Origin of the sequence: Hugenholtzia roseola DSM 9546 (assembly GCF_000422585.1) — a bacterium.
Lineage (GTDB): Bacteria > Bacteroidota > Bacteroidia > Cytophagales > Bernardetiaceae > Hugenholtzia > Hugenholtzia roseola.
Genome location: NZ_KE383880.1, coordinates 242,370 through 269,274, shown reverse-complemented (window position 1 = coordinate 269,274; position 26,905 = coordinate 242,370). Strand labels below are relative to the sequence as shown.

Below are 26,905 nucleotides of genomic sequence, written 5' to 3'. Positions count from 1 at the left end.
GTTTAGTCCTCTGTTTTGGGCGGTGGCAGTTTGATTTTGAAGACAGGTTTTTTATTTTGAGAACTTTCGCCCTGCGGCTTTTCTTTCTTTTCCAAAGAAGGAGAAGCCGCATTTTCTGCCTCTTGGGGGGGGCTTTCAGGATTTGACTTGTTTTCTTTTGAAGGCGTATTGAGTTTAATTTTAATGCTCGGTTTTAAAATAGGTTTCGGATTTGGCGTTTCCGCTTGTGTAGCTGGGCTGGTAGGGGTAGCGTCCTTGCTTTCTTGCGCCTGCTTTTTCTTGGCATTGAAAGCGTCTAATTCCATTTTTTTGGCTTGGGCTTCTTCCTCGCTCAATTTTGAAAAGGGAACTATCATTTCTATCAAGTTGGGGGTTGTCCAGTCGTAATCGGGAGTCATGGTCAGGCACTCGGTAGGACAGACAGCCGTACAAAGTCCGCAATAACAACACTTTGCCATATCTATATTGAATTTCGCTGCCCAAATGCGAATACTTGTGCCGTCTGAAGTTGTGCCAATGGGTGCAGTGGCGCGAATCCCCTCTATTTCTATGCAATCTACGGGGCATACTTCGGCGCATTTATTACAAACAATACAATCGTCTATTTCATTGTGTAATTTATGGCGTGCATGGTCGGGCAAGGTAGGAAGTACGAAGGGATACCTAAGTGTTTCTATTTGGCTTGATTGAGGCGTAACGCCCTGAAAATAAGAGGCAGAGGGCGGCGAAAATTCTTGGCGTGCAGGTGAAAAAGCAGCCTTATTGAAGTGCCTTTGCGTAAGACGCAAGCCCTGTAAGAGCGTTTGGAAGGTGCTAAAAATGGCTTTAAAATAGTGGTTCATATTTTCTAAAAGCATAAATATTGGGAGCAAATTTAAGGTTTGAGGTTGAAAATGTAAAGCCCTTCTGCTACACTGAAAATAGGAAGTTTTTTGTGTAGCTCAAAATAATCATATCCTACTTTTAAATTTTTCCAAAAATCCTGTTGTGAAGAATAAATTTTACTGTATTTTTCTAAGTTTTGATTGCTCATTTCAAAGGGAAAAATATAAACAGGTACGTGCTTTTGCCCATTGTTTCGAGCTTCTAAGGCTAAAAGATAGACCTCCTCTATTTTTTCGTCTGTGAGCGGAATACAACCTATCGTAACGCAAGACCCATGCACGTAGATAGCTCCCCCAGGGCGTTTTTTGTCGGCATGAAAACGGTCGGCGGCATTTGGATAGTTAATTCCCATAGATAAATGGTAGAAGCTATCGGCGTTGAAATGATTGATGTGGTAAAAGCCTTCGGGTACTTGTCTATCCCCTTCTTTGCGCTTTGCCCCCAAAGTACCCGAAGAGGCGCAAATTTCATAACTTTTTAGCAGGCGAAAGGTTGCTTCTTTCTTGTTTTTACCCCAAACTTCTAAGCGTGCTTCGGCTTTGAAGGCGCGAATCAGAATTTCAAGTTCCTGCAACTCTATTTGATGTTGTTTGCAAATGGCACTCAAAAAGTCTTTTTGGTTTTGATAGGCTTGGCGCACTCTTTTATATTGCAGTTGGCTTGTTTTCAAATCCTGCCCTTCCGTAGAGAAAAGAGGTGAGAAAAAAACAGCAACTAAGGCTAAAAAGATGAAAAAATATAGCGTTTGGGAATTGAATAATTTGAATTTCATAGTTTTTAAAATTAAAAAATGTAATGAAAATGTGAAAATAAAACATGAAATTTTTTTCTAATAAGCGCAAACCTAAGCCAACGGCAAATCAAATACAAGATAGGCACTCACACAAAGATACTTGATTTGGCGTAATTTTTCAATAACTTGCACCTGCAAAATCTTTTTTTGGCAAGCTAAAAAGCGGAAAAAAGCGTATTTTTGTAGCAGCACTTCGAAATATTTGTTTTCTACTGCTCAAAAAGGGCAAGGTAGGGGATTCTTTTTTCGTATTTTTGAAAATTAAATTTTGTCAAGATGAACCCAAATCGTTTTTTATTTGGAAAAATTAGCCTTCTCTTGTTTTTTGTGGCGAGTTTTTCGGCTTGTAAAACCACCAGCACCACAACTACAGTCGTTTCTTCGCCTGTGGAAAACATAGAGCCTCTCTCCAATTTTCGCCCTCGCTTCGAATATAAGGCAGCGGCTGCCGCTCAAAAACAGGAAGTTAAAAATACTGCCGTCGTTGTCCCCACTATCAAAACTTTGCCTACCCTGCCTGCCCCTACTTCTAATTTGGAGCATGTGGAAGCCCTAACTGCTACCTTATCGCAACACAATGCCACGGCGAAAAAGGAGGTTTTGGGTTATAGAATCCAACTTTTTTCGGGTACAGACCGCACCGAAGCCGAAATGATAAAGGGAAAGGCGATGGCTTTGCGCAATTTGGTAGGAAATTCGCCCGACCTAACTTACGACCAGCCCCTGTATCGAGTCAAGATTGGCTTATATGCCACACGCGCAGAGGCTCTTTCTGATATGGCAAGGGTACAAAAGGATTACCCAAATGCAATTTTAGTCAATGAAGCCTTGCCTTTGTCGAAGTTTAAGACCAAATACAAGTAAAAAATGAACAAAAAAGTTGAATTTCAACACTTAGGACTCATTCCTTACCAGCAGGCTTGGGAAATGCAGGAAGATTTGTTAAAAAAAGTGGTAGAAATAAAAAGGCAAAATCGTCAGCAGGTAGAAAAAAAACCTACGCCCAACTATTTGCTTTTTTGCCAACACCCACACGTTTATACATTGGGCAAAAGCGGCTCTTTGAAAAATTTATTGATTTCTGAATCAGAAATGAAAGAAAAAGGTATCGCTTATTTTGCCATCAATCGCGGGGGCGACATCACCTACCATGGACAAGGGCAGTTGGTAGGTTATCCTATCTTAGATTTAGACAATTTTTTCCAAGATTTGCATAAATATATGCGCTTTATCGAAGAGGCAGTTATCCGACTTTTGGCGGATTACGGCATTGCGGCAGGGCGTTATGCAGGCTATACGGGCGTTTGGATTGAGCCAGAAATAGAAGAGCGAGCGCGTAAAATTTGTGCCATCGGGATTCGGGCTACCCAATGGGTTACGATGCATGGTTTTGCTTTTAATGTCAATACAGATTTAAACTATTTTAAAAATATTATCCCTTGTGGTATAGAAGACAAAGCCGTTACTTCTTTGGCAGCAGAATTGGGTAGGGAAATAGAATTGGCATCTGTGGAAGCCCGCCTCAAACACCATTTGGCAGAGGTCTTCGAGATGGAATTGATTTAAAGAACTACTAAAAGCGATAAAATTGAAAAAAATTTGGCTCATTACGCCCAACTACCCACCAGAAATAGGGGCTTGCGCTTATAGAATTGCGTATTTGGCTGAAAAATTAGCCGCCGCAGGGTATCAAGTCGAGGTAATTGCGCCCTATCCGAGCTATCCAGAGGGCAAGATGGCAGCCCATTTTAAGACAAAAGGTTGGCATGAGCAAATTCATATCAATTCAAATTTAAGTGTTTTTCGCTACAAAACTTTCATTTGTCCCACTAAAAATATTGCACTTCGGTTTTTTGTGCTATTATTTAATTTTTGGGTCTTATCCTTTTGGCTTTTCTTTTTGAAAAAAAAGAGCCGCCCTGCCCAAATTTGGCTGCAAAGTCCGCCTTTCCCTACGGCAATGGGAGTGGCACTTTGGGCAAACTTTTGGAAAATTCCTTACGTCCTTAATCTTTCCGACTTATATCCGCAGGTCTTGGTTGATTTAGAAATTTTGAAAAAAGAAGGCTTCTTGCATCAAATTTTGAGAAGGGGAGAAAAAAAAATGTACCAACAAGCGATTTTTTGTATCGGACAATCGCGCGAAATTCTCCAACAAATACGGTGGCTTGCGCCTGAAAAGGAAGCGATTTTGTACCGCACAGGAGTAGATGTTCATTTTTTTAGACCTAAAAAAAGGTATGATACTACACATAAATTTAAAATCGTCTATGCAGGACTTTTGGGCTTGGTGCAGGGCTTGGCAGAATTGATTGAGGCAATAGATTGGGAAAAAAATCAAGTAGAATTGCATATATACGGGGGAGGATTAGAAAAATCAAAGATTAAAAAACTTGCCCAACGTTTTCCTGCTGCCATTTTTTGTTATCCTGCTCTACCACAAAAAGAAATTGCGACGATTTTAGCGGATTATGATGCGGCTCTTATTTCGCAAAAGCAATATGTCTATGGCACTGTGCCGTCTAAAATTTACGAGGCTTTGGCAGTGGGGCTGCCAATCTTGCTTTGTGGGGTAGGCGAGGCGGCTGATATTTTGGAAAAAACGGGGACAGGTTTGGTTTCGAAGCCCAAACATTATGAAGGCTTGCTGCAAAATATTATCAAAATCAAGGAGATGTCGCCTCAAATGCGAAAAAAGATGGGCAGAAGAGGACAAAAAATTGCGCAAAAATATTTCACAAAACAAAAACAGTGGAGTCGTTTGTACCGCTATCTCAAAACAAAAGATTAAGATGCGTCTGCTCAAAAAAATAGCCTTCCCTTTGCTTTGGTTGCTCTCGCTACTTTGGGGGAGCGGTGCTTGGTTGCATAGATTTTTATATGAAAAAAAAATCAAAAAAAGACATCATATTCCCATCAAAAGCCTTTGTATTGGCAATCTAACAGTGGGAGGAACGGGAAAAACGCCGCATACCATTTATTTTGTCAATCAAGCCCTTGAAGAGGGGAAAAAAGTGGCGATACTTTCGCGTGGCTATGGGCGAAAGAGCAAAGGTTTTATTTTGGCAAATCCGCAACATACGGCGTTTGAGATTGGGGACGAGCCAAAATTGTATGTGGAAAGGTGGAGCGCAAATCCTGAAAAGGTGGTGGTGGCAGTAGCCGAAAACCGTTGGGTAGGGGTGCAGCAGCTTTTAAGTCAAGTGCCTGATATTGAACTACTTATCTTAGATGATGCTTTCCAGCACCATCGAGTAGTGGCAGATTTTTATTGGCTACTTTCCGACTACACCCGTCCTTTTTATACAGATTCGCTCCTGCCTTTGGGTCTTTTGCGCGAAAAGCGACACCAAGCCAAACGCGCCGATGGCGTTCTGATAACGAAATGTCCGCCCGATTTAAGTTTTGATAACAAACAAAAGATAAGACAAGCCGTTTCTAAGTATAGCAAACACCAGATTCCTATTTTATTTTCAACCTACGACTATGGAGAGCCGTTGCTTTTTACAAAAAGCACAGCAATAAATACTGTTCCGCTTGCTTCTAAGATTATTTTGCTAACAGGAATTGCAAATGCAAAACCCTTTTACGACTATTTGAGTCAGCGTTTTGAAATTGTACAACATCTTGATTATCAAGACCATTACCAATTTGGAGAAGCCGACCTAAGACGGCTTGAAACTTTGCAAAAAACTTACATCTGTCCCATTTTTACGACAGAAAAAGATGCAATGCGGATTAAACCTTTGCTTTGCTCGACGGGTCTAAACATCACCCTCTATTTTGTTCCGATTCAGGTGCGTTTCCTATCTTAACTTTGGGTAGCGAGCAAGGCAAAGAACAAAATAAGGGACAATCTTACATTTCGCCCGTCTTGGAAAAGTACAATTTTGTTGTTTTTTTGTGAAATAAGACCTGCTACTAAAACTTTTTTGCAGCATCTTTGTATAATATACCACAGCCGAAATTGACTTTCAAAAAGACAAGCCTCTTTTACTTTCTTGCCCCTACTACAATATGAATAGGTCTATCATTCCCCTTCAAAATCTGTCGGTTTCAATTTTGGGAACGCTTCTGCTCCTGCTTTCTTTTTCACCTAATTTGATGAAGGCAGAAGGCACTGCCCAGTTGATGCCTAACGCTGCAAATCCAACTATTATCCAAATTTGGGACAACAATGACCCTTTGCGCAATTCTTTTACCTACAATGCCCCTGCGGAGAAGCGTCTGTATTTTCATGTAGATGACCATACAAACGAAATTGTTTATTTCGGATTTGGACGAACTTTTAATGGGGGGGATGATTTTAATGGTACAAATTGGAACAACGGAAACAACAACCGCCTTCGTTTTCGGATTCGCCGCCCTGACGGGACTGTTTTTGCAGGCTATGATAATGTACTCATTCCCAATGCAGGAGCAGGTTTTATCGATACCCATGCCCAAGCGGTAGCAGGTGCCGCCCAACTTGCAGGAGCAGCAGGCTACAACGCGCTTTATTTAGACCCTGACCAAAGCGGCGACTGGTGGGTAGAATTTAATAGAGGTGCAGACCCTACTGTTACGCCTACCAACAAAACAGGGATTCGCTTTTTTGACATCACCGTAGCGACAGGCGTAGGGGCTTTTGGCAACAATGCAGGAAACTACGTAGCCGCTGGCACACCCAACACAGGAGCAGCCATCAATGGGCGTGTCTATTCGCAGGCTTGGGACGTAAATATGATGGGGAGTGCAAACCCTTTTTTAGCAACTTTATTTGTTTATACGCCTGACCAAATTGTGCTTTCGGTAGATTTCAACGGCATGCAGCCTTTTGGTTTTGTCATCAGTTGTAATTCCACAGGTACAAACAATACAGGCGACGTAGTCTTGGATAGACGCTCGGTGGCGGTCAATTCTACGCGCCCTGAATATCCTATTTTTCTCAATGACCCTGACCCCAATGTGTATCCCACAGGTGTCATTCCTACCTTAGACCCGCCCGAAGTAGAAGTAACTCTTTGTACCAATTACGAAATTAGTCTGACCATCAATGCGCCCGGTTTTATAGAAGTGCTTTTAGATTTAGATGATACCAATAATAACTGTGCTTCGCCTGTTTATGCAGGAAATGGAAGCTATAATTTTAATAGCAAAGATAGGCTCTTGGGTTTTAACGCGCCTACTGCTGGCACTTATACCATCTCTTGGGACGGTTTAGATGGTTGCGGCAATGTTGTGCCGACGGGTACGAATATTCCCTTGCGAGCGCGTCTGCAATTAGGACTCACACATTTGCCACTCTTTGACGTAGAAGGACACCCCAACGGCTATACTGTGGCTTTGGTGCGCCCTTTGGGACCTCCGCCTCCGCGTTTGTATTGGGACGACAGTGCCGTTGGGGGAACGGTGCAATTAGCAGGAGCAGTTAGCCCTGCCCATAATTGGACTTTGGGCAGTAATTTTGGAAACAATCGCACCATTAACACTTGGTTTTTTATTCAGGAAAGTCAAGACCAAGTGGTGAATTTTGTGGCAGATAATACCACTTTTGAGCTATCTGCAAATTCGGCAGGCGACCTTTGTGAGTCGGCAGATGATTTGTTAGTTACCTTTGAAGTGGTCTTTTCCGATGATAAATTTGATGGGGCAAGCATCAATTATGTCCTTCAACAGAGCATTGCCGACCCCAACTATACCTTTGCGCCACACCCCGACCTTGCTTCTTATATCGTGGATACAGGCACTTTCATTGATGCCGCAGGCATTGTCAAGCGGCGTGTCTTTGTTACTTATCAAATCATACCTATCGGAAACCCGCCTTCCTTAGATGTGCAGCTCAACTTTACGGCTTCTGCAAATCCCGACAACTGCCCTGCCCCTATCACCGAATCGCAATTTAATTCTTGTGAAATTCCGCTTCCCGTAGAGCTAACGCGCTTTGAGGTAGAAAATCGCCAAGACCACAACCTACTTTTGTGGCAAACTTCGAGCGAGAGCGACAATCGCGGATTTTATGTAGAGCGCAGTTTTGATGAGCAAAACTTCCAAATCTTAGGCTTTGTGCAGGGGAAAGGCACAACTTCGCAAAACCAAAATTATCAGTTTGCCGATTACGAATTGCAACAGGGTTGGCACTATTACCGTCTGAAACAAGTAGATTGGGCAGGTTCTTATGCCTATTCGCCCGTTATTGGCGTGTGGATAGGGAAAGAAAACGCGCCCTTGCTCTATTACTATCAGACCGACGAAACGCTGCATTTTAAAAATGCAAATCCTACCCAAAGTCATTGGCTTTTGGTCTATGATATGATGGGGCGCAAAGTTTTCGAAACAACGCTCGAAAAAGGCAAAACCGAAACGCAAGCCCTACTTTCCTTTTTGGCAAAAGGGACTTATGTGGCAGAGGTCAGGGGGGCTAATTTTCGGACACAGGTAAAATTTATTCGCTAAAAATCCTTAAAAAATCCTTGCTGCTCCCCAAAATAAGCCTATATCGTATCGTTATTGTTTGAAATCATAAAAAACAACTTTCGAAAAATGCAGTTTCTAAAAAAGAACATAGAAAATTTAGTGGCTGCGCTGGCACTGTTTTTATTTTCTGCCGTTGCTTGTCAGGAAAAGGAAGACCCTGCGCCCCAAAAACCTACGGGGCGTTTTCCGCTCGAAAAGATACTTTATTTTGGAAATGCGACAGTACCTGCTGATAATCCGCTCACTTACGAGGGAATAGATTTGGGGCGTTTTCTTTTTTACGATACGCGCCTTTCTGAAAACAATTCCATTTCTTGCGCCTCCTGTCATGCACAGGAATTGGCTTTTACCGACGGCAAGGCACAGTCGGTGGGCTTGCGTGGTGAGAAGACCCAATTTGGGGCTTCATCTTTGGTCAATTTGCTTTGGCAGTCGCGTATGATGTGGGACGGCAGGGCGCAGGACTTGCGCCATCAGGTCTTAATGCCTATTCAAGACCCCATTGAAATGAGCCAAACTTTGGCGCAAACCGTAGAAAAATTAACACAAACCGACCTCTATCCTGCCAAATTCGAGGCGGCTTTTGGTACAAAAGAAATCACACCTGAAAAAATTTCGAAGGCACTTAGCCAATTTTTGCTCACTTTGGTTAGCAAAGATTCTAAATACGACCGCTTCAAACGTGGAGAATATCAGCCCACCGCCAGCGAATTGCGCGGTATCCAACTTTTCTTTACACACCCCGAACCAGAAAGAGGCATCAGAGGCGGCAACTGTGGCGATTGTCATTTGGGCGACCTTACTTCGGGCAGTCCCTTCGAATTTGAGGGTTTTCATAATAACGGCTTAGAGCCTGACCCAACCCTTGCACTTGGCTTGCAGCGCGTAACCAACCTTGCTGCCGATAGAGGCAAATTCAAAACGCCTTCTTTGCGCAATATTGCCCTTACTGCGCCCTACATGCACGACGGGCGTTTCCAAACGTTGGAAGAAGTCATCGAGCATTACGATTCGGGGATTCAGCACAGCACCACACTTTCACCCCTGATTATCGAGGCGAGCAATGAAATTATCACTGATTTTTCTGCTCCCATTCGCTTGCATCTAACCCCCCAAGAAAAACAAGATATTCTCAATTTTTTACATCTGCTTACTGATAGCACCTTTATCCAAAATCCTGCGTATCAAAATCCTTTTGAATAGGCGTTCTGACTTGTGAAGTTCTCTTGTAGGGACAAGACATTGCCTTGCCCTATGCCCCAACCCTAAGGGTCTTCAAGACCCTTAGGGTTTAAGTCCAAATTTTATTTCGTACCAATTTTGACAAGAAATTTTGACAAAATTTTGTCAAAAAAAGGCTTTTTACAGCACTTAACACTACGGCTCTTATAGCTGCGCTTTTTTTTTACATTGTCCAATACAAAACCAAGCGTGCTGCAAAGGCTTTGCTTTTTTCGGCAAAAAGCCGTTTTCCCAAAAAGGCGGCTTTTTGTCGAAGTTCTATCTGGTGCAACAAAATTTTATTTTGCAGATGTTGTATCGTTTCTGCCCCTTCTGATGGCAACTGTGTCTTGATTTGTTCTAAATTTTGAATCAAAAGGTACAAATCATGCTCTTCGCCTAAAAGAGAAGCGACCGTTTTTAGTTCTTCGCCCAAGGGACGTAGTAGGTTTGTCCAGCCCTGCTCCAAAACTTGCACCTGATACCAAAGATATTTGACATATTTCCTAAACTCATGCCACTGATAAGAGCTATCTTCTTCTAAGGCTTTGCGCAAATGCTTTTGCGCCTGCCCATAAATGGTTTCTAAATTAGGAAAAAAGATGTCGGCAGAATGTTTTGAAAAAGTGATTTGATGGAATTTTTCCTGTAAAAGCGCAAGTTTTTGATGGGCTTGTTTTAAAATATCTGTTTGCGGATTTTGAAAAGATTGGGCGGTTAGCTCTTTTCTGTGTTGCTTAATTTTTTTGTAGGCTTTGTTTAGAAAAGGGCGAATGGTTTGGCTTTGATTGGAGGCGGCAAAAAAAACTTCCACTTTCCTAAAAGTGTCCATTTGCGAATCTGCATCACGCAGGGGTGCTAAAATGTGCGCGGCTTGTCGCAGGTGCTTTTGTAGGGTCTTCCACTCTTTTTTCTCTACTTCTTTGGCAATTAGGCGCAAAATACCTCGCATTTCTTTGATGCGTTTGCGACTTTCATGGACTGCCTTGTGCTTGTCTTGTGTCGTTTGTAGTTGCAGGGTTTGCAGTGCCAAGTGCAGGCGTTCGGCTAAAACGCGCTTCACGCCCAATTCGAGTGGTTCGTTGTGTAGAATAGAAAGCCCCATGTTTGAAAAATCTAAAAGACCAGAATTTGAAAAAAAGGAGGTAGGAAAAAGAGCAGATAGGCAGGCTCATTTTGCGTACCCTACAAAGTTATGTAATTATTTCGTAACATTCAAGTCTTTATTTGTTCAAATGGGGCTTGCGCCCAAAACTTACTCTTGTTTGGGTTCATCTGATTTTAAAATTTGATACTTTTTTTGCTTATTTTTCCACCTTTCTAAGGCGTATTGTTGCATATCGGCAATGGTATCCTTTTCGTCTATAATTTCGAAGCCCAAGAGCGATTCGATAATATCTTCCAAACTCACGATACCATCAACGCCGCCGTATTCATCTAAGATAAGTGAAATGTGTTCTTTTCGCGCCAACATTTCCTCCCAAGCAGTAAAGAGATTGGTCTGACCCGAAAAGGTAAGGATGTCGCGCTTGATGTCGTGTAGGGTTAGGTCAAATTCGTCTTCGGCTAATTTTTCGAAGACTAATTCCCTAAAAACATAGCCCGTAATGTGGTCGCGGTTGTTTTCTGCAAAAATGGGGATACGCGAAAAATGCAGAAAGTCTTTATTTTTCAAAAAATCAGCGAGGCTCATCTTTTCCTCTGCCATTACCAAGACAATGCGCGGAGTCATGATTTCGGCAAGTTTGATGTGTTTGAGGCGAATAAGATTCTGAATGATTTTATTTTCCTTATCGGCGAAAATGCCTTCTTGTGTGCCAATAGTGGCTAAGGTAGAAATTTCCTCACGACTAACGGTAGGCACTTTTTCGTCACGCGCTAAAAGTTTGGTCAGGACGGCAGAAACTTTTACCAAAGGGTAGGTTAGCAAAATCATAAATTTGATGCTTTTGGAAGCAAAACCGACTAATTCCTTGTTGTAATTTGCGCCAATGGTCTTGGGTATAATTTCAGTAACGACCAAAATCAGAATCGTCAGCACTGCCGAAACGATACCGAAGTAGGCTTCTCCAAAAACGATATTTGCTTGCGCTCCCACACCTGCCGCCCCAACGGTATGGGCAATGGTATTGAGCGAAAGAATGGCAGAAAGGGGCTTATCTACGTCTTCTTTTAGCTCTAATAAGGTCTTGGCACTTTCCTGCCCCTGTTCGGCACGCGATTTCAGATAGGGAATGGGCGCGGAAAGCAAGACTGCTTCTAAAATTGAACATAAAAAAGAAGTGAAAAGGGCAATGAAAAGATATACCAGAAGTAAGACCATGGCGTAGAAAGAGAGTGGAAAGTTTTAAAAAATTGTAACAGGATAGGCACAAGTAGGCATAAAAACAAGGCAAAGATAGCAAAACTTATCAATAGCCTACAAAAGAGGGGAATGACGTTAAATTCTAAAAATCAGATTCAAATGTAGGGACAAGGCATGCCTTGTCCGCAGTGAGATGGAAACAAAAAAGTTTTTTTAGCCCCAAAAATAGGGTTTAGCCCAAATTTTATTTCGTGTCAAATTTGATAAAACAAGGCTTTTCACAGAACTTAACATTTCTGCAAAAGACAGGGCATAGACTGCCGTCTTGTCCGTTATTCGGTCTGTTCTACTTTTCACACGCGCCTTGACAATTTGATAAAAAAAACGTACCTTTCGTCAGTTTGGAAAGGCAAAATATCGCCTTTCTATGCTTTCCATTCGCCTAACAAATCTTTTTTCAAACTAAAATTATTCTCATGCCTGCTTATTTGCTTGTTCCTACTGATTTTTCAGAATATGCCGAGCGTGCCTTAGCGTATGCGGTAAGTCTTTCGCAACTATTGGGAAGTCATATCATTTTGCATCATAACGTAGAAAAAGTAATCTCTTCGGCAAACAACGCCTATCTCTCTGATAAACTGTATCACGAAAAAGAAGCCGAAGCCGCCCAAAAGATACAGGAATTAGCCGCTAAATATAGCGGTTTTGCACACCAAACGGAGCCTTCCAGCGAGGGACAAAGTGTAGTGGAAATAGAGCCAAGTATCACTTACGGCAATACCGAAGAGCGCGTCATAGAGATTTTGAAAAATAATGCCGACATCACGCTTTTGGTCATGGGTACGAAGGGCAAAGGTGCAGTAGAGCGTATCTTTATGGGCAGCACTACGGCGGATATGGTAGAAAAAGCCCCCATTTCCATTTTGGTAGTGCCTGAAGCAGCGCGTTTCGAGGGTTGGGAAAATATTGTCTATGCAGGTGATTTTGCCCAAGCCGACCCCAAAGGCGTAGAAATTGTGAGCTTTTTAGCCCAAAAGCTAAATGCCAAGCTCACCTATCTGCACGTAAGCCCCGATGAGGAGAACATTTTGGCGGACGCGCAAAAATTAGATGCCCTCGAAACACAATTTACTTTCACCCCTGCCCAATTAGACTTCGTTTTGATAACGGAAAAGAGCCTTCGCGCAGGTATAGATGAGTATTTGGAGCATCAGCCCATCGATATTTTGGTGATGTATAGAAAACAGCGTGGCTTTTTCGAAAATATCTGGCATCGTAGCCGCACCAAAGAGATGACTTTTCATAGCCAAGTTCCTATTTTGATTTTAAAACAAAAGTAGAAATAATCTATCCCAACTAAAATTATGAAAAAACTATGAAAAAAATAGCAGTCCTCACCTCTGGCGGCGACGCGCCCGGTATGAATGCCTGTATTCGTGCCGTAGTACGCACTGCACTCTACCATCAAGTGGAAGTCGTCGGCATTTATCGCGGCTACAATGGCTTAGTGGAGGGCGATTTCACACCGTTACATTCGCGTGATGTGAGCAATATTATCCAAAAGGGCGGCACTATCCTGAAAACGGCACGCAGCAAATCCTTTTTAGATTATGAATTTCGCAAACAAGCCTTTGAAAATTTGCAAAAGGCAGGCATCGAGGGCTTGGTAGCGATTGGAGGCGAAGGGACACTTACGGGAGCGCAGGTCTTTTCACAAGAGTTTGGCGTGCCGATTGTGGGCGCACCCGGTACGATAGACAACGATTTGGCAGGTACAGACTTCACCATTGGCTTCGATACAGCCGTTAATACCGCCTTAGATGCCATCGACAAAATTCGCGATACCGCTCATTCTTTGCAGCGCGGCTTTTTTATAGAAGTAATGGGCAGGCATTGTGGAGATATAGCCCTTTGGACAGGGGTAGGGGGCGGAGCTGAAATTGTGATGCTACCCGAAGTGGAAACAACCATCGAGGAGGTTGTCCAAATCATTAGGGGTATGTTGGAAAAAGCCAAAACTTCGCTTATCATTGTGGTAGCGGAAGGCGACCCACTTGGAAATGCGCAAATTTTAGCCGAAAAGGTGCAAAAGTTTATCCCTGATTTTAACTTTCGTGTAACCAATATTGGACATGTGCAGCGCGGCGGCTCACCTACGGCAGCAGATAGGCTATTGGGAAGTAGGCTTGGAGTGGCTGCGACAGAGGCTCTTTTAAAGGGACATCGTTGTGTCATGGCAGGAGAGGTTGCGAATAAAATTGTCTTATCGCCTTTCGAAACTTGTATAAAGGGCAAAAAAGAACAGCCCCAAGATTTACTCGATATGATGCGTATTCTAAGCCTTTAAGACTCGTTTTGGAGAGGTCAGAACTGCCCTTTCTGCACCTTTTGGTTTGGCTCAAATTTTCGTTTTTGCTCAAAAATACCTACATTTGTTGGGTTACTTGATGCGGCTTTGCTTCAAATCTATTTGTGAGCAGTTTTCAAAATCTTTCTAAAAAAGGGTTTAATCGCCTCAAAATCAGTCTTTTAGCAAGATAAGCCTTCTCATGCATTGATTCACCAACACTACGCTCTTGTTTTATTCATTTTTAAATTTTGTGATATGTCTATTACTGTTAAGGAAGGCGATTTAATTGCCGTACATTATGAAGGCTCGTTAGAAGACGGCACTATCTTCGATTCGTCTATCCCGCGCAAGCAGCCTTTGGAATTTACCGCAGGTGCAGGGCAAATGATTCCGGGTTTTGACCATGCCGTCTTGGGCATGACTTTGGGCGAAAAGAAAACCATTACCTTGCCGCCTGCTATGGCGTATGGCGACGTAGACCCGAATCGCTTTATCGAGGTGCCACGTCAGGACTTGCCGCCCGATTTGCACCCCGAAGTAGGCGACCAGCTTGCGCTCAATACCCCCGACGGCAGACAGTTTCCCGTCCGCGTAACGGAGGTTTCCGCAACTTCTATTCTTCTTGATGCCAATCACGATTTAGCAGGAAAAACGCTTATTTTCAAAATCGCTTTGGTGAGCATCAACAAAGAAAATGCAGCCGACTTATTGCCCGATTGGTAGGCTGTGGCATTTCGTTTGTTTTTGAACAACCACAAAATCACTCAACTTTGTCAAAGTGCTATTTACTTTGACAAAGTTTTTTTTAAATTTTTTGATACGAAAATGAAAACAAAAGACACACATATTCATATTCTTACCAACGAAGCAGACGAATTTGTGGGCGTAGAGCTTTCCGCTGCCCTTTGGCAAAAAGTGGCGCACTATGTATATCAGCAGGCACAAAGGCTTGATTATGAGCCTTTTACACAAAAAGAAAAAGGGCAGGCAGAGCCTATAAAAAAACAAACCCAAGAAAAACAAGAGGAGAAAGAGCAGGCGCAGAAAAGTCAGCCGTACAATGCTTCGCAGGAAGAAAAGCAGGCAGACGAAAAAGAAAAAACAGACGCACCCCAATCGCCTACCACTCTTATCAGCATCATCAAACAGGAAGCAAATGGAAACCAAGTTGTCATTTCCAAAAAAATTACAACCCAAAAAAAGGAACACGATGTAGAGCAACTCCGTAAAAAGTTGGAAGCCTTAGCCGATTTCTTGAAAAATAATGAACAGTAAGCCCTTTCTTTGGCTTTTTGGATAGTTAGCATTATTTTTGAAGGCTACTAAACACGAAGATTTCTGTTAATCTTTAAAATGATAAAAAAACTTTTTTACTCTAATCATATCCTAATCCTCTTTTCAAATATGCAATCTCATCATTATTTTTTGTTCTCATTTTGTAAAAAAATAGCAACTGTTTTTACACTTTTGCTTGCCTTTATGGTCTTTTTGCCTGATGCAGTCTTGGCACAAGAGTTTGACGAAACTGATATTCGCACAGACATTGTCGTTGCCCTTGATGTGTCGGCTTTTATGAAAGGGCAAGATTTTGAGCCTACTCGATTGGAGGCGGCTAAAAACGCCCTGATGACCTTCAACGAAACTTATCCACAGTTTCGAATTGGGGTCATTATCGTAGGCGAGGAGGCAAAAACCCTTATTCCGCTAACTGCTTCGGATACTTTTTCTATTCAAAGTTTTAATGAAAAAGTAAAATCTGTAACCGTTAATACCCTGCAAGGCACAGGTACGGCATTGGGCGAAGCCCTCGATTTGGCAATTAAAGAGTATGATGCCATCGGTGCTACCAACGAAAATTTGATTTTACTAAGCGACGGTGGCGATAACGAAGAACCAGACATCCTGACCAACGCCGTCCGTTTGGCGCGTCAGAAAGAGTTGAAAGTCTTTTGTGTGGGCATTGGCACGAACCAAACAGTTCAGATGCTTGATGCGAACAACAACGAAATTTCGGTAGAAAATACCTATCAAGATAAATTTTTAATTAAAATATCCGAGCTAACAGGTGGTTCTTTCTTTCAGGCGAATAGCACCGAAGAATTAAATCAAATTTTGGTGCAAATTGGAGAAAGCATCAAAAAATAGATTTGACAAGGGACAAGGCAGAGCCTTGTCCTATTTCGTTTAAGTTTTTAGAAAGCACTTTTTTGAGATAAAACGACGGAAAATTTGCTTTTAAAATTCGTATTTTATCAAAAAATAGTTTTAAACAAGCTAAAAAATCGTAAATTTTTTGTAAAAAATTGCATCTAAATTTTATACGCCTTTTCGCCAATTATCTATCAAAATGGCTGTGGCAATGGCAGCGTTCAAAGATTCCGCCTTTCCAAAACGCGGTATGGTGAGCGGCACATCTACCAAAGGTAGCAAGTCGGGATTTACGCCATGCGATTCGCTGCCTATTAGCAGCAAGCCCTGCGCCGCCATAGGCGTATGATGCACATTCTGACCCTTTAAAACGGCAGCATAGATAGGAATTTTATTTTTATATTGTGCCAAAAAATTAGATAAATCACAGTATTGTATTTGTACTCTAAAAAGCGAACCCATAGAGGCGGCGACTACTTTCGGATTAAAACAATCCACTGTTTCGGGCGAACAAAATAACTGTTTGATGCCATACCAATCCGCAAGACGAATGATAGTACCCAAATTACCGGGGTCTTTCAAATCGTCTAAGACAAGCGTAAGTCCTTCTTTTTCAATTAGTTGAGTGCTTTTAGAGAGCGAAGGCTTCAAAAAGCGAATGGTGGCAATGCCTGCATTATTGCTCTGTAAAGTGCCTGCTTGTATCAAACTTTGTTCGTCTGCCAGCTCCCAAGCAAGCGTAGAAAGCGCGTCTAATTGCCTTTTGTTTTTAGAAGCAAATTGCTCTGTAATCCAAAGTTTGTCTATTTGATACGTGCCTACCCAGTCTTCTGTGTTTGCCGTCGCAAGAAGTTCCTCCAAAATTTTAGCTCCTTCTACTAAAAAGAGTCCTTCGGCTTGTCTATTTTTTTTGAGTTGTAAGCCTCGAATTTTTTTGATTTGATTTTTAGAGAGCATAACGGTTTATGGGTTGTTTTATGATTCTTCTTCGTTTTCTGCTTCCTCTTTGGTTTCTATTTTGATAGAAAAGGGCAGTGTTGCATCGAGCATTTCGGTAGAAATAGAAATTACTAAATCTTCCACTTCTTTTTTAAAACCTGAAATTGTTTTAGCTTCTTCTTTTATTTGATAAGAGGTAAAGCCATCACCCAAACGCCTAAAAAACCAAAAGCCAGAGAGTATTTGGGTATCCTCTTTTAGTTCGAAATGGGTAGGCAGGTGCAAGACCTGTTTTGCTTCTAATGCCCTGATTAAGAGATACTTATACAACACAAGTTGAAGGGCTTTGGGGGCTTTCCCCTGTGCCAAATCCGCAATCGTAGCGGCTTTGAGTTCCTTAGAGTCAAGCCGTCCTGTTTTGTAGTCTATGACACGCAAAACGCCATCTTTGTCCAAATCAATGCGGTCGGCAGTGCCTTTCAAAATGAGCGTTTTATTTTTCCCCTTAAAAACGAAGGGAATCTGGGTGCGAAAATTAGCTTCAAGCCCAACTACCACAAAGGGCGTTTCGGCAGCCTGCTTTTCCAAAAAGCGCGGAACAAGCGAATGGGTAATTTCTTTGAGAAGGAAATTTTTGCCTGTATCTTGCAATAAACCGCCTGCAACTTCTTTAATCGTTAGTTCTACTAAATCGTGAAGTGCATCTTTATTTTCTTTTATTTGATAGACTTGACTTTTATCCATAGTCTTTCCAATAAAAGGTTTAAAAATAAGCTCTAATGTTTGGTGCAAAACCGTTCCAAAAGTATTTTGTAACATATCCTCCTCTACTTCCTTGCTCCTTTCCAACCCCACTACTTTATTTTCAAAAAACTGCATCGGGTCTTCCAAATACTGGCTCAAATAAGTGGGCGTAATGCCGCTTTCTGTCAAGTAAGTTTCTACTCTTTTTTGTATGACTTCATCTTTTTCTACTTGCCATTTCGATACATTTTGAGTAGGTAGTGAAAGGTTAATGGTTTCCTCACTGTATTGAATATGAGGCAGATGTGCCAATTCGTTTGCAATTTGGGCAATAAAACGACTCCTTTCGCCATTTCTGCTTCCCTCGGTATCGGTAGAATAAATCAATGTAATATTTTTGGCTCTTTGTAAAATTCTATAAAAATGGTAAGCATACACCGAATCGTCTTCCGAATAAGTGGGCAGCCCCGAAGTGCGCCGTACCTCGAATGGAATCAGGGAATTGAGTACCTTTCCACGCGGCAGCACGCCCTCATTGCAAGAAAGGACGATTACATTTTCAAAATCTAAGGCACGACTTTCCAACATGCCCATGATTTGAATCGGCGCAATCGGCTCACCTGTAAAGGGAATACGGCGTTCTTTCAATAGTTCTAAAATGAAATTTTTAAAGGCTTTAAAGGAGAGTAAATTATCTTTTTTTCCACCCAAAACCTTTGTTTTTTCTTCTGTTTCGCTCTCGTTTTCGGCTTGTCGGGGCGTGAGATTGCCATAAAGTTGAAGCAGCGTTTCTATGTGTTTGAGTAGCTTATAAAACTCAAAAATATATTCACTTTCCAAACTTTCTTCGGGCAGTTCGGGCAAACGGTGTGCTAATTCTTCTATTAAATTAAAAAAGTAAAACAAACCTTGATTGGTGTCGTCTTTCCAATAGTCAAATATCCTACCATAAAACCAGCCATTCTTTTTGTATTGTTTTAATTCTTCTATTGGAAAATAAACTAAATTTTCTTCTTTCAAACGAATTAAAGGCGGATTTTCATCTTCTTCTTGGCTGCGCAAATAAGGGTGCTGCAATAGGCGAATCAAATCTTTGTGGTAAACCGCTAAGGCTCTGCCCTGCTCATCTACCAACATATTTTCCTGCATTTGAAATATATTAGCAATAAGCGTATAAAAAGGTGTATTTTTCAAAGAAACCCCCATGGTAATATTAACCAACTTTGGCACATCTACGCCTGCGCTACTTTCAGGCAGCGAGTAGAGCATGGGCAAAAGTAGGCTCTCGTCGGGCAGCAAAATAGCCGTATGATTTCTACTTTGTGCAAACTGCGAAAATTTATTTTGTGCAATAATTTCGTTTAGTGTTTTTTCTAATAAAAAGCCCGCCAATTTTGCCTGCGTAACCTGATTTGCAACACTCAATACCCGTATCGTTTTGGGGGTAGAAGATAGGCTATTGCTGATAAATTGAGGCTCTTTTTTAATTATTTTTTGTTCTTGATAACGACGAAAATATTTGCCTGCCTCATGCACAGGATTTTTCAAATAAAATTCGTCAATATCCCAAAAACAAAGGGCTTTGCCGCTTTTTTCTAAATTCCGAATAATTTTCTCTTCGCTTTTAAAAAGATTATTGAAGCCTGCAAAAACAACTTGCTCGATGCCACGCCCTTCCACCAAATCGGACACATTTTCGGCTACTTCCCTGAAAATCAAGCCTGTATAGGCTTTCTTTTCGCGTTCTAAGGTCTTGCGAAAGTCGAAATAGGTTTGCGACACAATTTGCCAAAACTTGTAGTAATCTCCAAGACGGCTTCGCTCGTCAATTTCTATTTCTGTTCCAAACTCTTCCGCCCATCTTTCAATAGATTTTACTTTATCTAAATAATCAAATAAATCTTTTGCCTCCACTAAATCGCGGTCTATGGCGTTGAAGTCCATTAAAAGCGTCATGCCCAAAGGCGAAAAACGCTCCATGCTGTGTATTTCTCCTTCCCCAGTTAGTCTATCAAATTTTTTAAAACTTTGAAACAATTTAAAAAGCAAAGTAGTATTATCCAGCGTTTCAGTTTCGGTAAGCAGGGACACAAAATCTTCTATCGCCAAAATATGTGGCGCGAAAATATTGTGGGTTATCACATCTGCCAAATGCGCCTTCAAATAAAGTGAAGCGCGGCGCGAGGGCAAAACAATGTAAAGTTTTTCGAGGTCTTCGCCTTTTGTTTGGTACAATTCTTCCGCAACAAGACGCAAAAATGGTTTCATAGCCTATTTAGTAAGATAAATGTTCGTTTCGAAGTTGAAAATTACAAATTTTTTAGCAGCCAATTGAAAAAAAGTACGCATTTTTGCAAAGATAGGAATAAAAGTGCAAGTAGAAAGGCTGCCAAGCCATTTTTAAAATGAAAAGATATGTCAAAAACTTTTTCTTGTTTTCTGTTTATTTCCATCTTTGGGCTTGTTCTCAAATTAGAAAGTTCGCCTATTTATTTTGATTTTAATGCGAAAGATATAAAAAATTATGAAGCAGCCCTCGCACTCCAAACCCTGCCCTCTGATACAATAGCCGCTCTGCCTATTCCTTCTTTGATTGAAAATTATACAGAAATAATTAGACTTTTATTAACAGAAAATCCAAATTTATTAGAAAAATGGAAAGAAAGAGAAGCACTAAGACTCGAAAATATTGAACTGTACGCTCAAAAAAGCAAAGAAAATTCGCCTTATATTTTATTTATACAAGCAGAAATTAAATTACAATGGGCGATGGTTTATCTCAAATTCAACCAGAAATGGGAGGCTATCTGGCGTATTCGCGCCGCCCACCGCCTACTCAAACGCAATGTAAAGGCATATCCCGATTTTTTGCCTCAAAAAAAGACACTCGGACTCTTGGCACACCTTTTGGCAAGCGTGCCTGCGGCATACCAAACTTGGTTGCCTTTATTAGGCATTTCCGAAACTGATTATGCTCCTGCGGCGCGAAATGCGCTAAAAGAGGCTGCCTTTTCAAATCATATTTTTCAGAAAGAATCACAACTATTTTATTTTTTAATAGAAGGTTATTTGTATCAAAATTTTGAAAAAGCGGCACTACAACTAAGAAAAATGACAGGGGAGCATAAGCAAAATCAACTCTTTAAAGTGGCTTATCTCTTGCTCGCCATGAAAGCAAGAGAACACCAATCTGCCCAGATTTGGCTTGCACAAGAGCTTGAAAATAAGCAAATTAGCCTGAAAGAACCCTATCTCGATTATATCGCTGCCGAATTAGCCCTGCACACACGAAAATATGCCAAAGCAATTTTTCATTACCAAAAGTTTATACTTTTCTATAAAGGAAATACACTTATAAAAGATGCACATTACAAAATATTTCTTGCCAAATGGCTCTCTAAATCGCCTGATGCTTTTTCTTTTTTAGAAAAAATAAAAACAGTAGGCAACACAAATAGTGAAGTAGATAAGCATGCGGCGCAATTTGCCGCTCAAAAAAAAATCCCTGCTTCGGTGCTGATAGAGGCGCGGTTGCTTTCAGATGGGGGCGAAGACCTGAAAGCCCTTGAAATTTTGGAATCATATCAAAAAACGAAACTAATTTCAGATTTTTCGCAAAAAGATTGGATAGAGTTTCATTATAGAAAGGGTAGGATTTTGGAAAATTTAGAGAGAAAAAAAGAAGCAAAATTTTACTATGAAATCGTAGTAGAAAAAAATAATAACTTACCTCACTACTTTGCGCCAAACGCCGCCTTGCGATTGGGAAAGTTTTATGCGGCAGCGCAGGATTGGGAAAAGGCTACCTTTTATTTCGAGAAAGTCCTATCTTTTTCCACGCATGAATACAAAAATAGTTTAGACCAACAAGCTAAAATAGAATTAAAAAAAATAAAAGAAAAAAGTAAGTAGCAAACTTTAAAAAGCAAGACTCTGAATCCGCGCCTTTTTCTCAAAATTGTATTTTTTGTAGCGGAAAGGGCGCATGAGTTGTGCTAAGGTAATAAAACTGCCACTAATGATAGCAAATTCTTGCATTTCTGCCTTATTATTTCGAAAAACGCCACGTAAGAAAGAGGTAAAAAATCCTACTCCCAGCGTATAAAATCCGCCTTCAAGCAAGAGGGGTGCTTTCCTACGAAGGTAGATTTTTTCCAAATCCTGCAAAGGAAGGCGCACTTCTAAGCCTTCCAGAACTACATAATCTGCGCCAATGCTTAAAATACGCGCTTTATACTGATGGTCGTTGTTTTTTTGTTTGAAAATAAGCCAATCGCCTGCCCGCAAATAGCGCGGACGGGTGTCGTAATTGTCAATTTTGAGGGCGTACTCGGTTGTAATTTGCGCCTGTAAGTTTTTATCTAAATCTGACAAAAAAAACGCTAACGCAAAGAAAAAAGAGAGTGCGAAGGGAAGTAACTTTTTTTGAGTTTTCATATTGAAGAAGATGATGAAGGTGCAAAACTAAGGCAAAAATCGGAATAAAGCCAGAGTCCTTACATTCCTTACGTTGTGAGCTGCGTACTTTGTTGCTAAGAAAGGCGGCACACTGCCCAAATCAACCGTTTTTCTCCTTTTTAGCAAAGTCTTACATTCGATTGATTAAAAATATGTCTATATTTCAGAAGTTTCCTTTCAAAGATACAGCCCTTTTGTCGCCCAAAGCCGCACCTGCTTTTGAGCCTCCTTGATACTGCCTTGCTACCGCACCATCATACAATTTTAAATTTTTAAAGAAAGGTAAGTTTAAATTCTGTTCCACGTGCTTTTTGAGGGTCGGTTTCTGAAATAACAGAAATAGAGCCTTTGTGCTGCCGCATAATTTGCTGGGAAAGGCTCAATCCGATACCCGAACCGCCTTTTTTGGTAGAAAAGAAAGGGATAAAAATTTTACTAATAGCATCTGCATCAATTCCCATTGCATTGTCTTTGACCGAAATAATGGCTTGTCCTTGTTCGTTGCGAAAGGATTTTAGACATATTTTTTTGTGTTCGTTATCGTCTTGACTTTCAAGAGCTTGGGCGGCATTTTTTACCAAATTTATCAAAACCTGTTCTATCAGCATGGGGTCGGCAGTGATGAAAAACGAAGGCGCAGGCATTTCTACTTGAAACAAAATCTCACTTTCCTGCAAATCTGCTTTAAAAAGTGTTTCTACATGTGTAAAAATTTCGGCTAAACGCACCTGCTCAAATTTAGGTTCGGGTAGCTTAGAAAGATTGCGAAAGTCTGCCATAAAATTAACCAAAGATTCGCTTCGCCTTTGAATTGTTTGGGCAGCAAGTTGCATGTCATCAAAATCCAGAGGATTTTGATTGTATTTTTGTTTTAAATATTCGCTTTCATCTGCAATCGTAGCGGCTAAGGAAGAAATAGGCGCAACCGAGTTCATGATTTCGTGTGTCAGGACGCGCAGCAAATTTTGCCAGGCTTCCATTTCTCTATCTAATAGTTCATTATGAATATTTTGAAAAGTAAGGTATTTATAACTTTCCCCACGTCTGTTTATCTCTATTGCATAGACTGATACGTCTATGGGTTCGCCATTGATTTTTTTCCCTTTCACTAAGGCACGATTTCCCGTTTTAAGTTGGCGAACAGTAGAAACCCATTCAGGGGCAAAGTTTTGTAAATCATCTAATTTTTCAGCTTTATTAACGCCTAAAAGCCGCCTTGCAGCCAAGTTGAGCAGCTCGATTTCCTCTTTTTCGTTGTAGGCTAAAATGCCCATGCCGATATGTTGGATAATGGTGAGCAGGTTTTGGTGGTCGCGTTCTTTGTTTTGTCTAATTTCTTGAAAGTGCAGGTATGCCTCCATGACTGCCTGCCTTAGTTCATTGGGCGGGCTATTTTGTAGGGTTTGTTTCCAAAAATGTTGTGCTTTTTGTTTTAAATTTTTAGCTTTCAAGGCTTTTTCTTCGCTTGGGGCTTCTTTTTCGTCGAGGGAAAAGGGGAGGACTAAGGTAGAAAAATCGTCGTTGCGCAAAGCCTCTAAAAGTTCGGTTAGTTCGCCTTCCGCGCTCATGAGCGTTTTGAGCAGCAGGGCGATTTGGTAAATGAGGGCAGCCCCCAAGAGTAGCGTTGTGAAGAGATAGTCTTCTTCTAAAAGGAAAAAGCAAAACGCCAGCATACTACCCAATAGCACCAAGAGCGAAGCCAAAATGCGCGGGCGCGGGTAGAGCATTTTTGAAGCCATGTCTATTTTTTTCTAATAAAAAGCCTGAAAAGGAAAATAGTTGTTTGGGAGTGGATATAAAAGTGAACTTTTTGCACAAAAAACTATGAGCTTGTTTTTTAAGTAAGTTTTTTACGAAAATTTTTCTACTATTTTTAAGTGTGCCTTAAAAGACGGCTCTTAAAAACTCAAATCGTCAAAATCCCAAAGCAAACCTTTGGCTTTTTCTTCGGAAGCCTGCGATTTGGCAGGGGCTTTTTCTTTGGATAGGGGCTGATTTGCCACTTCTTCGCTGTTATTTTTTCTATCTACTTTCGCCGTTTCATTCTTTTGCTGCTCTTTGTATTGGGCAAAATCTACAAGCGGTTTGGCGGCAGGTTGTGAGGCAGAATGTGAGGTCGGTTGTAGGTTTAATTGCTCCTTTTGCGCCATTTGAAAGACTTTTCCCTGAAAATGCGGCACTGTATTTTCGACGTTTATTTCGGCAAAACGCTTTACTTTTTTAAGCGAATTTTCTAAAAATTCTGTCAAATCTTCAAGCATCTTCTGCCTTTGCTGTACCGTAAATTCGTGCGCATATTGCAGGCGATTGAGTTCCTTATTGGTTTCGGTAAGGGTCTGTTCAGAAAAGTTTTTCGCCTCTGTGATGAGTTTTTCGGCTTTTTGGGCGGCTTGCGCAAGAAGGGCATCGGCTTTTTCCTTCGCCTGATGCAGGAGGCTATCTGCTCGCACTTGCGCTTCCATGAGTTTGACCTGCGCCTGTTTTTCGGCTTGCTCTAAGGTTAGTTTGGAAGCACTTTGTGTCTGCTGCAAATTTTGTAATAAGGCAGCCTCGATTTCTTTGAGTTTTTGCAATTCGGCACGCGCCTGTGCAATTTGGTCTTCTAAAATTTCATTTCTACTATGAAGTTGCTGCCAATCTTCGGCAAGGTTGGCTAAAAATTCGCTTACCTCCTCTTTTCTATACCCACCAAAGGTAGCTTTTTTAAAGGTATGCTCTTTGATTTTTGCGATAGTTACGGTTTGCAAGGCGAAGACGGTTTAGAAGTTGAAACTTGTCTTTAATTTCACAAAGTAGTAGCGATTATGAACAAAATGGTAGCGCAGACATAGTTGGCAGCCTATTGGCTGATTTTCAAAAGACTACAAAACCCGAAGGGTATTTTACAAATGATTCATAAAGCCTAATTACGGCTAAAAGTATGAAAAAAAAAGATAAACTACAAGCGAAATTGGGCTTTTTACAAAAAAAGTAAAAAGCCCAAGTGGGAGGTGCTTATCAAAAAGGAGCGAAAAACGCTGATTTATTCTATGCTATTGCCTACTCTATCCCAACGAATACGCGCAAAAATGCCGCCTTTGGCAAGGTCGGGGTCTATGGAAAACCAAACCCAAGAGCCTTTTCCTACAATGTGGTCGGCAGGAACGAAGCCCCAATAGCGCGAATCGAGCGAGTTGTGGCGGTTGTCGCCCATTGCAAAGTAGTAATCTTGCTTGAAAACGTAGTCTTTTAGGGCATTGCCGTTGAGGTAGAGCGTTTCGTCCTTGATTTCTACATTTTCTAAGCCTTCGTAGTATTGAATGGTATAACCGTAATGCCTAACGTTTTGAGGCGTTAGCTCGATGGTCATGCCTTCTTTCGGAATGGTGATTTTTCCAAAATTATTCAAAGTCCATTTGGGTTCGTTGAAGATAGAATTATCGAGTGGGCTATCGAAGGTCTTGACGACTTTGGCTACAAAGTCGTATTGTGCAAATTTATCGACGATGGCTTCGGTGGTATAAACGACGTAGTAGTTGTAGCTTTCGTCTGTGGTATAAAGGCTATCAATTTGGTTGGGAAAATAATGCAGGGCAGCCTTTCTATTGAGTTCGATGATAGAACGGCTGTTATCTACATTGGCGACAACGGGAATCCCATTTCGCCTAAAAGTATCATCTGTAAGTACTTGATTGGCGATAATAAGATATTGAAATTGTGTGTTTGGCGGATTTTCTTGTGCTTTTCCGTTGATGTAGATAACCTTGTCGCGGATTTCAAATTCGTCGCCCGGGAGTCCGACACAGCGTTTGATGTAGTTGTCGCGCAAGTCGCTGGGATATTCTAATTGTGCAGGATAGTTGAAAATAATAGCATCATTTCGCTCTATGCTACCCAAACTTGGGACTCTTGCCTGTGGCAAAGCTATCCAATCGAGGTAGGAGGGGACAGGCAGCCCCCAAAAATCGCGATGGGTAAGCGGAAACTGCAAAGGCGTTTTGGGCGTGCGTGCGCCGTAGCTAATTTTGCTGACCAAAACAAAGTCCCCTGCCAAAAGCGAGCCTTCCATCGAAGGAGTCGGGATTTTGAAAGGTTCGGCAATGAGCCAACGGGCGAGGGTCGCGACTATGATAGCAAAGAGTAGCGAATCAAACCACTCACGCATTGGGCTTTTGGGAACTTTGGGAGTAGTGGCTTTTTTTGTCCAAGGGAATTTGAGCATATCGATACAAAATAAGTGTGATGCCAAGTAAAAGAGCAGGGCTGTAATGTTAAATTCTAAAAAGCAGCGGCAAATGTAGGGACAAGGCACTGTCTTGTCCGCAGTGAGATTGAAATAAAAAAGGATTTTCAGACCCAAAAATAGGGTTTAGCCCAAATTTTATTTCGTTTCTAATTTGACAAAACAAGACTTTTCACAGAACCTAACATTACTATGACGTGAGGCGCGACGTTTGCACTTTTCAAGCCTAAATAGGCTATTTTCTGCCTTCTGATTGCGCTCCAAGTAAAACTCTTGAAGGTAAAATTCTTGAAGCTAAAACGCTTGAAAGTAAAACTTTGGAAAGGCAAAAATACAGAAAGCCTGCAAACAGACGCGCTCCGACGGTGTTTTTAACTGACTTTA

22 protein-coding genes are annotated in these 26,905 nt (G+C 41.3%); 12 read left to right on the top strand and 10 right to left on the bottom strand.

The annotated features are described in order from the left end of the window. Nucleotides 1–2: 2 nt before the first annotated feature. Nucleotides 3–872, bottom strand: a complete 870-nt coding sequence (locus tag G500_RS23520; RefSeq protein ID WP_211220160.1) for a 4Fe-4S binding protein — start codon at nucleotides 870–872, stop codon at nucleotides 3–5. Between the two features lie 2 nt (nucleotides 873–874). Next, nucleotides 875–1,657 (bottom strand): L,D-transpeptidase family protein, encoded by a 783-nt coding sequence (locus tag G500_RS0113530; RefSeq protein WP_086047911.1) that lies wholly within the window; start codon nucleotides 1,655–1,657, stop codon nucleotides 875–877. A 297-nt stretch (nucleotides 1,658–1,954) separates the two neighbouring features. Between G500_RS0113530 and G500_RS0113520 the strand changes: the two genes are divergently transcribed. From G500_RS0113520 to G500_RS0113490, 6 genes are all read left to right on the top strand, one after another. Continuing rightward, nucleotides 1,955–2,542: an SPOR domain-containing protein gene (locus G500_RS0113520; RefSeq protein WP_027002941.1), complete on the top strand. Its 588-nt coding sequence runs from the start codon at nucleotides 1,955–1,957 to the stop codon at nucleotides 2,540–2,542. 3 nt (nucleotides 2,543–2,545) lie between these two features. Beyond that, entirely contained in the window at nucleotides 2,546–3,244 is a 699-nt protein-coding gene (lipB, locus tag G500_RS0113515; protein ID WP_027002940.1) for a lipoyl(octanoyl) transferase LipB, read from the top strand. A gap of 22 nt (nucleotides 3,245–3,266) precedes the next feature. Further along, the gene (locus G500_RS0113510; RefSeq protein WP_027002939.1) at nucleotides 3,267–4,469 is read left to right on the top strand and encodes a glycosyltransferase family 4 protein; all 1,203 of its coding nucleotides are present in this window, start codon (nucleotides 3,267–3,269) and stop codon (nucleotides 4,467–4,469) included. Next, nucleotides 4,399–5,493 carry a tetraacyldisaccharide 4'-kinase gene (gene lpxK, locus G500_RS23515; RefSeq protein ID WP_245574490.1) on the top strand — a complete coding sequence of 365 codons (1,095 nt, stop codon included), beginning with the start codon at nucleotides 4,399–4,401 and terminating at the stop codon, nucleotides 5,491–5,493. Before G500_RS0113510 ends, lpxK begins: the two co-directional genes overlap by 71 nt. Before the next feature lie 202 nt (nucleotides 5,494–5,695). Continuing rightward, nucleotides 5,696–8,113 (top strand): T9SS type A sorting domain-containing protein, encoded by a 2,418-nt coding sequence (locus G500_RS25140; protein WP_154657160.1) that lies wholly within the window; start codon nucleotides 5,696–5,698, stop codon nucleotides 8,111–8,113. A gap of 87 nt (nucleotides 8,114–8,200) precedes the next feature. Continuing rightward, complete coding sequence (locus G500_RS0113490; RefSeq protein WP_051203611.1) at nucleotides 8,201–9,337, top strand: cytochrome-c peroxidase; 1,137 nt, start codon at nucleotides 8,201–8,203, stop codon at nucleotides 9,335–9,337. A 202-nt stretch (nucleotides 9,338–9,539) separates the two neighbouring features. Here G500_RS0113490 and G500_RS25135 read toward each other — a convergent pair whose 3' ends face one another. Together G500_RS25135 and G500_RS0113480 are read right to left on the bottom strand one after the other, a co-directional pair. After that, entirely contained in the window at nucleotides 9,540–10,460 is a 921-nt protein-coding gene (locus G500_RS25135; protein WP_027002937.1) for a CHAD domain-containing protein, read from the bottom strand. 150 nt (nucleotides 10,461–10,610) lie between these two features. After that, nucleotides 10,611–11,678, bottom strand: a complete 1,068-nt coding sequence (locus tag G500_RS0113480) for a CNNM domain-containing protein (protein WP_027002936.1) — start codon at nucleotides 11,676–11,678, stop codon at nucleotides 10,611–10,613. A 458-nt stretch (nucleotides 11,679–12,136) separates the two neighbouring features. On the opposite strand from G500_RS0113480, the gene G500_RS0113475 reads away from it, so the two are divergent. From G500_RS0113475 to G500_RS0113455, 5 genes are all read left to right on the top strand, one after another. Next, nucleotides 12,137–13,000 (top strand): universal stress protein, encoded by an 864-nt coding sequence (locus tag G500_RS0113475; RefSeq protein ID WP_027002935.1) that lies wholly within the window; start codon nucleotides 12,137–12,139, stop codon nucleotides 12,998–13,000. Nucleotides 13,001–13,035: 35 nt separating this feature from the next. Continuing rightward, entirely contained in the window at nucleotides 13,036–14,007 is a 972-nt protein-coding gene (gene pfkA / locus G500_RS0113470; RefSeq protein WP_027002934.1) for a 6-phosphofructokinase, read from the top strand. 258 nt (nucleotides 14,008–14,265) lie between these two features. Continuing rightward, nucleotides 14,266–14,733 carry an FKBP-type peptidyl-prolyl cis-trans isomerase gene (locus tag G500_RS0113465; RefSeq protein ID WP_027002933.1) on the top strand — a complete coding sequence of 156 codons (468 nt, stop codon included), beginning with the start codon at nucleotides 14,266–14,268 and terminating at the stop codon, nucleotides 14,731–14,733. A gap of 102 nt (nucleotides 14,734–14,835) precedes the next feature. Beyond that, on the top strand, nucleotides 14,836–15,285 hold the full coding sequence (locus G500_RS0113460) for a hypothetical protein (protein WP_154657159.1): 450 nt from the start codon (nucleotides 14,836–14,838) through the stop codon (nucleotides 15,283–15,285). Between the two features lie 129 nt (nucleotides 15,286–15,414). Next, nucleotides 15,415–16,155 (top strand): vWA domain-containing protein, encoded by a 741-nt coding sequence (locus G500_RS0113455; RefSeq protein WP_027002931.1) that lies wholly within the window; start codon nucleotides 15,415–15,417, stop codon nucleotides 16,153–16,155. Nucleotides 16,156–16,326: 171 nt separating this feature from the next. Here the strand turns inward: G500_RS0113455 and G500_RS0113445 are convergent, their stop codons facing one another. Together G500_RS0113445 and G500_RS0113440 are read right to left on the bottom strand one after the other, a co-directional pair. Continuing rightward, nucleotides 16,327–17,115, bottom strand: a complete 789-nt coding sequence (locus G500_RS0113445; protein WP_027002929.1) for an RNA methyltransferase — start codon at nucleotides 17,113–17,115, stop codon at nucleotides 16,327–16,329. An 18-nt stretch (nucleotides 17,116–17,133) separates the two neighbouring features. After that, on the bottom strand, nucleotides 17,134–20,109 hold the full coding sequence (locus G500_RS0113440) for a PD-(D/E)XK nuclease family protein (RefSeq protein ID WP_027002928.1): 2,976 nt from the start codon (nucleotides 20,107–20,109) through the stop codon (nucleotides 17,134–17,136). A 147-nt stretch (nucleotides 20,110–20,256) separates the two neighbouring features. Here G500_RS0113440 and G500_RS0113430 point away from each other — a divergent pair, with 147 nt between their 5' ends. Beyond that, nucleotides 20,257–21,753, top strand: a complete 1,497-nt coding sequence (locus G500_RS0113430) for a tetratricopeptide repeat protein (protein ID WP_027002927.1) — start codon at nucleotides 20,257–20,259, stop codon at nucleotides 21,751–21,753. Nucleotides 21,754–21,759: 6 nt separating this feature from the next. Here G500_RS0113430 and G500_RS0113425 read toward each other — a convergent pair whose 3' ends face one another. From G500_RS0113425 to lepB, 4 genes are all read right to left on the bottom strand, one after another. Further along, on the bottom strand, nucleotides 21,760–22,278 hold the full coding sequence (locus G500_RS0113425; protein WP_027002926.1) for a hypothetical protein: 519 nt from the start codon (nucleotides 22,276–22,278) through the stop codon (nucleotides 21,760–21,762). A gap of 293 nt (nucleotides 22,279–22,571) precedes the next feature. Beyond that, nucleotides 22,572–24,038 carry a sensor histidine kinase gene (locus G500_RS23500; RefSeq protein ID WP_086047908.1) on the bottom strand — a complete coding sequence of 489 codons (1,467 nt, stop codon included), beginning with the start codon at nucleotides 24,036–24,038 and terminating at the stop codon, nucleotides 22,572–22,574. Nucleotides 24,039–24,197: 159 nt separating this feature from the next. Next, the gene (locus tag G500_RS0113410; protein WP_027002925.1) at nucleotides 24,198–25,046 is read right to left on the bottom strand and encodes a DivIVA domain-containing protein; all 849 of its coding nucleotides are present in this window, start codon (nucleotides 25,044–25,046) and stop codon (nucleotides 24,198–24,200) included. A gap of 275 nt (nucleotides 25,047–25,321) precedes the next feature. Continuing rightward, nucleotides 25,322–26,500: a signal peptidase I gene (gene lepB, locus G500_RS0113405; RefSeq protein ID WP_027002924.1), complete on the bottom strand. Its 1,179-nt coding sequence runs from the start codon at nucleotides 26,498–26,500 to the stop codon at nucleotides 25,322–25,324. Between the last annotated feature and the right edge of the window lie 405 nt (nucleotides 26,501–26,905).

Bases quoted from the DNA above. Each gene is read 5' to 3' on its own strand.
- G500_RS25140 (WP_154657160.1), top strand. From the start codon at position 5,696: ATGAATAGGTCTATCATTCCCCTTCAAAATCTGTCGGTTTCAATTTTG.
- G500_RS0113430 (WP_027002927.1), top strand. From the start codon at position 20,257: ATGTCAAAAACTTTTTCTTGTTTTCTGTTTATTTCCATCTTTGGGCTT.
- G500_RS0113445 (WP_027002929.1), bottom strand. From the start codon at position 17,115: ATGCTCTCTAAAAATCAAATCAAAAAAATTCGAGGCTTACAACTCAAA.
- G500_RS0113480 (WP_027002936.1), bottom strand. From the start codon at position 11,678: ATGGTCTTACTTCTGGTATATCTTTTCATTGCCCTTTTCACTTCTTTT.
- lepB (WP_027002924.1), bottom strand. From the start codon at position 26,500: ATGCTCAAATTCCCTTGGACAAAAAAAGCCACTACTCCCAAAGTTCCC.
- G500_RS0113490 (WP_051203611.1), top strand. From the start codon at position 8,201: ATGCAGTTTCTAAAAAAGAACATAGAAAATTTAGTGGCTGCGCTGGCA.
- G500_RS0113460 (WP_154657159.1), top strand. From the start codon at position 14,836: ATGAAAACAAAAGACACACATATTCATATTCTTACCAACGAAGCAGAC.
- G500_RS0113440 (WP_027002928.1), bottom strand. From the start codon at position 20,109: ATGAAACCATTTTTGCGTCTTGTTGCGGAAGAATTGTACCAAACAAAA.
- G500_RS0113475 (WP_027002935.1), top strand. From the start codon at position 12,137: ATGCCTGCTTATTTGCTTGTTCCTACTGATTTTTCAGAATATGCCGAG.
- lipB (WP_027002940.1), top strand. From the start codon at position 2,546: ATGAACAAAAAAGTTGAATTTCAACACTTAGGACTCATTCCTTACCAG.
- G500_RS0113425 (WP_027002926.1), bottom strand. From the start codon at position 22,278: ATGAAAACTCAAAAAAAGTTACTTCCCTTCGCACTCTCTTTTTTCTTT.
- G500_RS0113455 (WP_027002931.1), top strand. From the start codon at position 15,415: ATGCAATCTCATCATTATTTTTTGTTCTCATTTTGTAAAAAAATAGCA.
- G500_RS23500 (WP_086047908.1), bottom strand. From the start codon at position 24,038: ATGGCTTCAAAAATGCTCTACCCGCGCCCGCGCATTTTGGCTTCGCTC.
- G500_RS25135 (WP_027002937.1), bottom strand. From the start codon at position 10,460: ATGGGGCTTTCTATTCTACACAACGAACCACTCGAATTGGGCGTGAAG.
- G500_RS0113520 (WP_027002941.1), top strand. From the start codon at position 1,955: ATGAACCCAAATCGTTTTTTATTTGGAAAAATTAGCCTTCTCTTGTTT.
- G500_RS0113465 (WP_027002933.1), top strand. From the start codon at position 14,266: ATGTCTATTACTGTTAAGGAAGGCGATTTAATTGCCGTACATTATGAA.
- G500_RS0113530 (WP_086047911.1), bottom strand. From the start codon at position 1,657: ATGAAATTCAAATTATTCAATTCCCAAACGCTATATTTTTTCATCTTT.
- pfkA (WP_027002934.1), top strand. From the start codon at position 13,036: ATGAAAAAAATAGCAGTCCTCACCTCTGGCGGCGACGCGCCCGGTATG.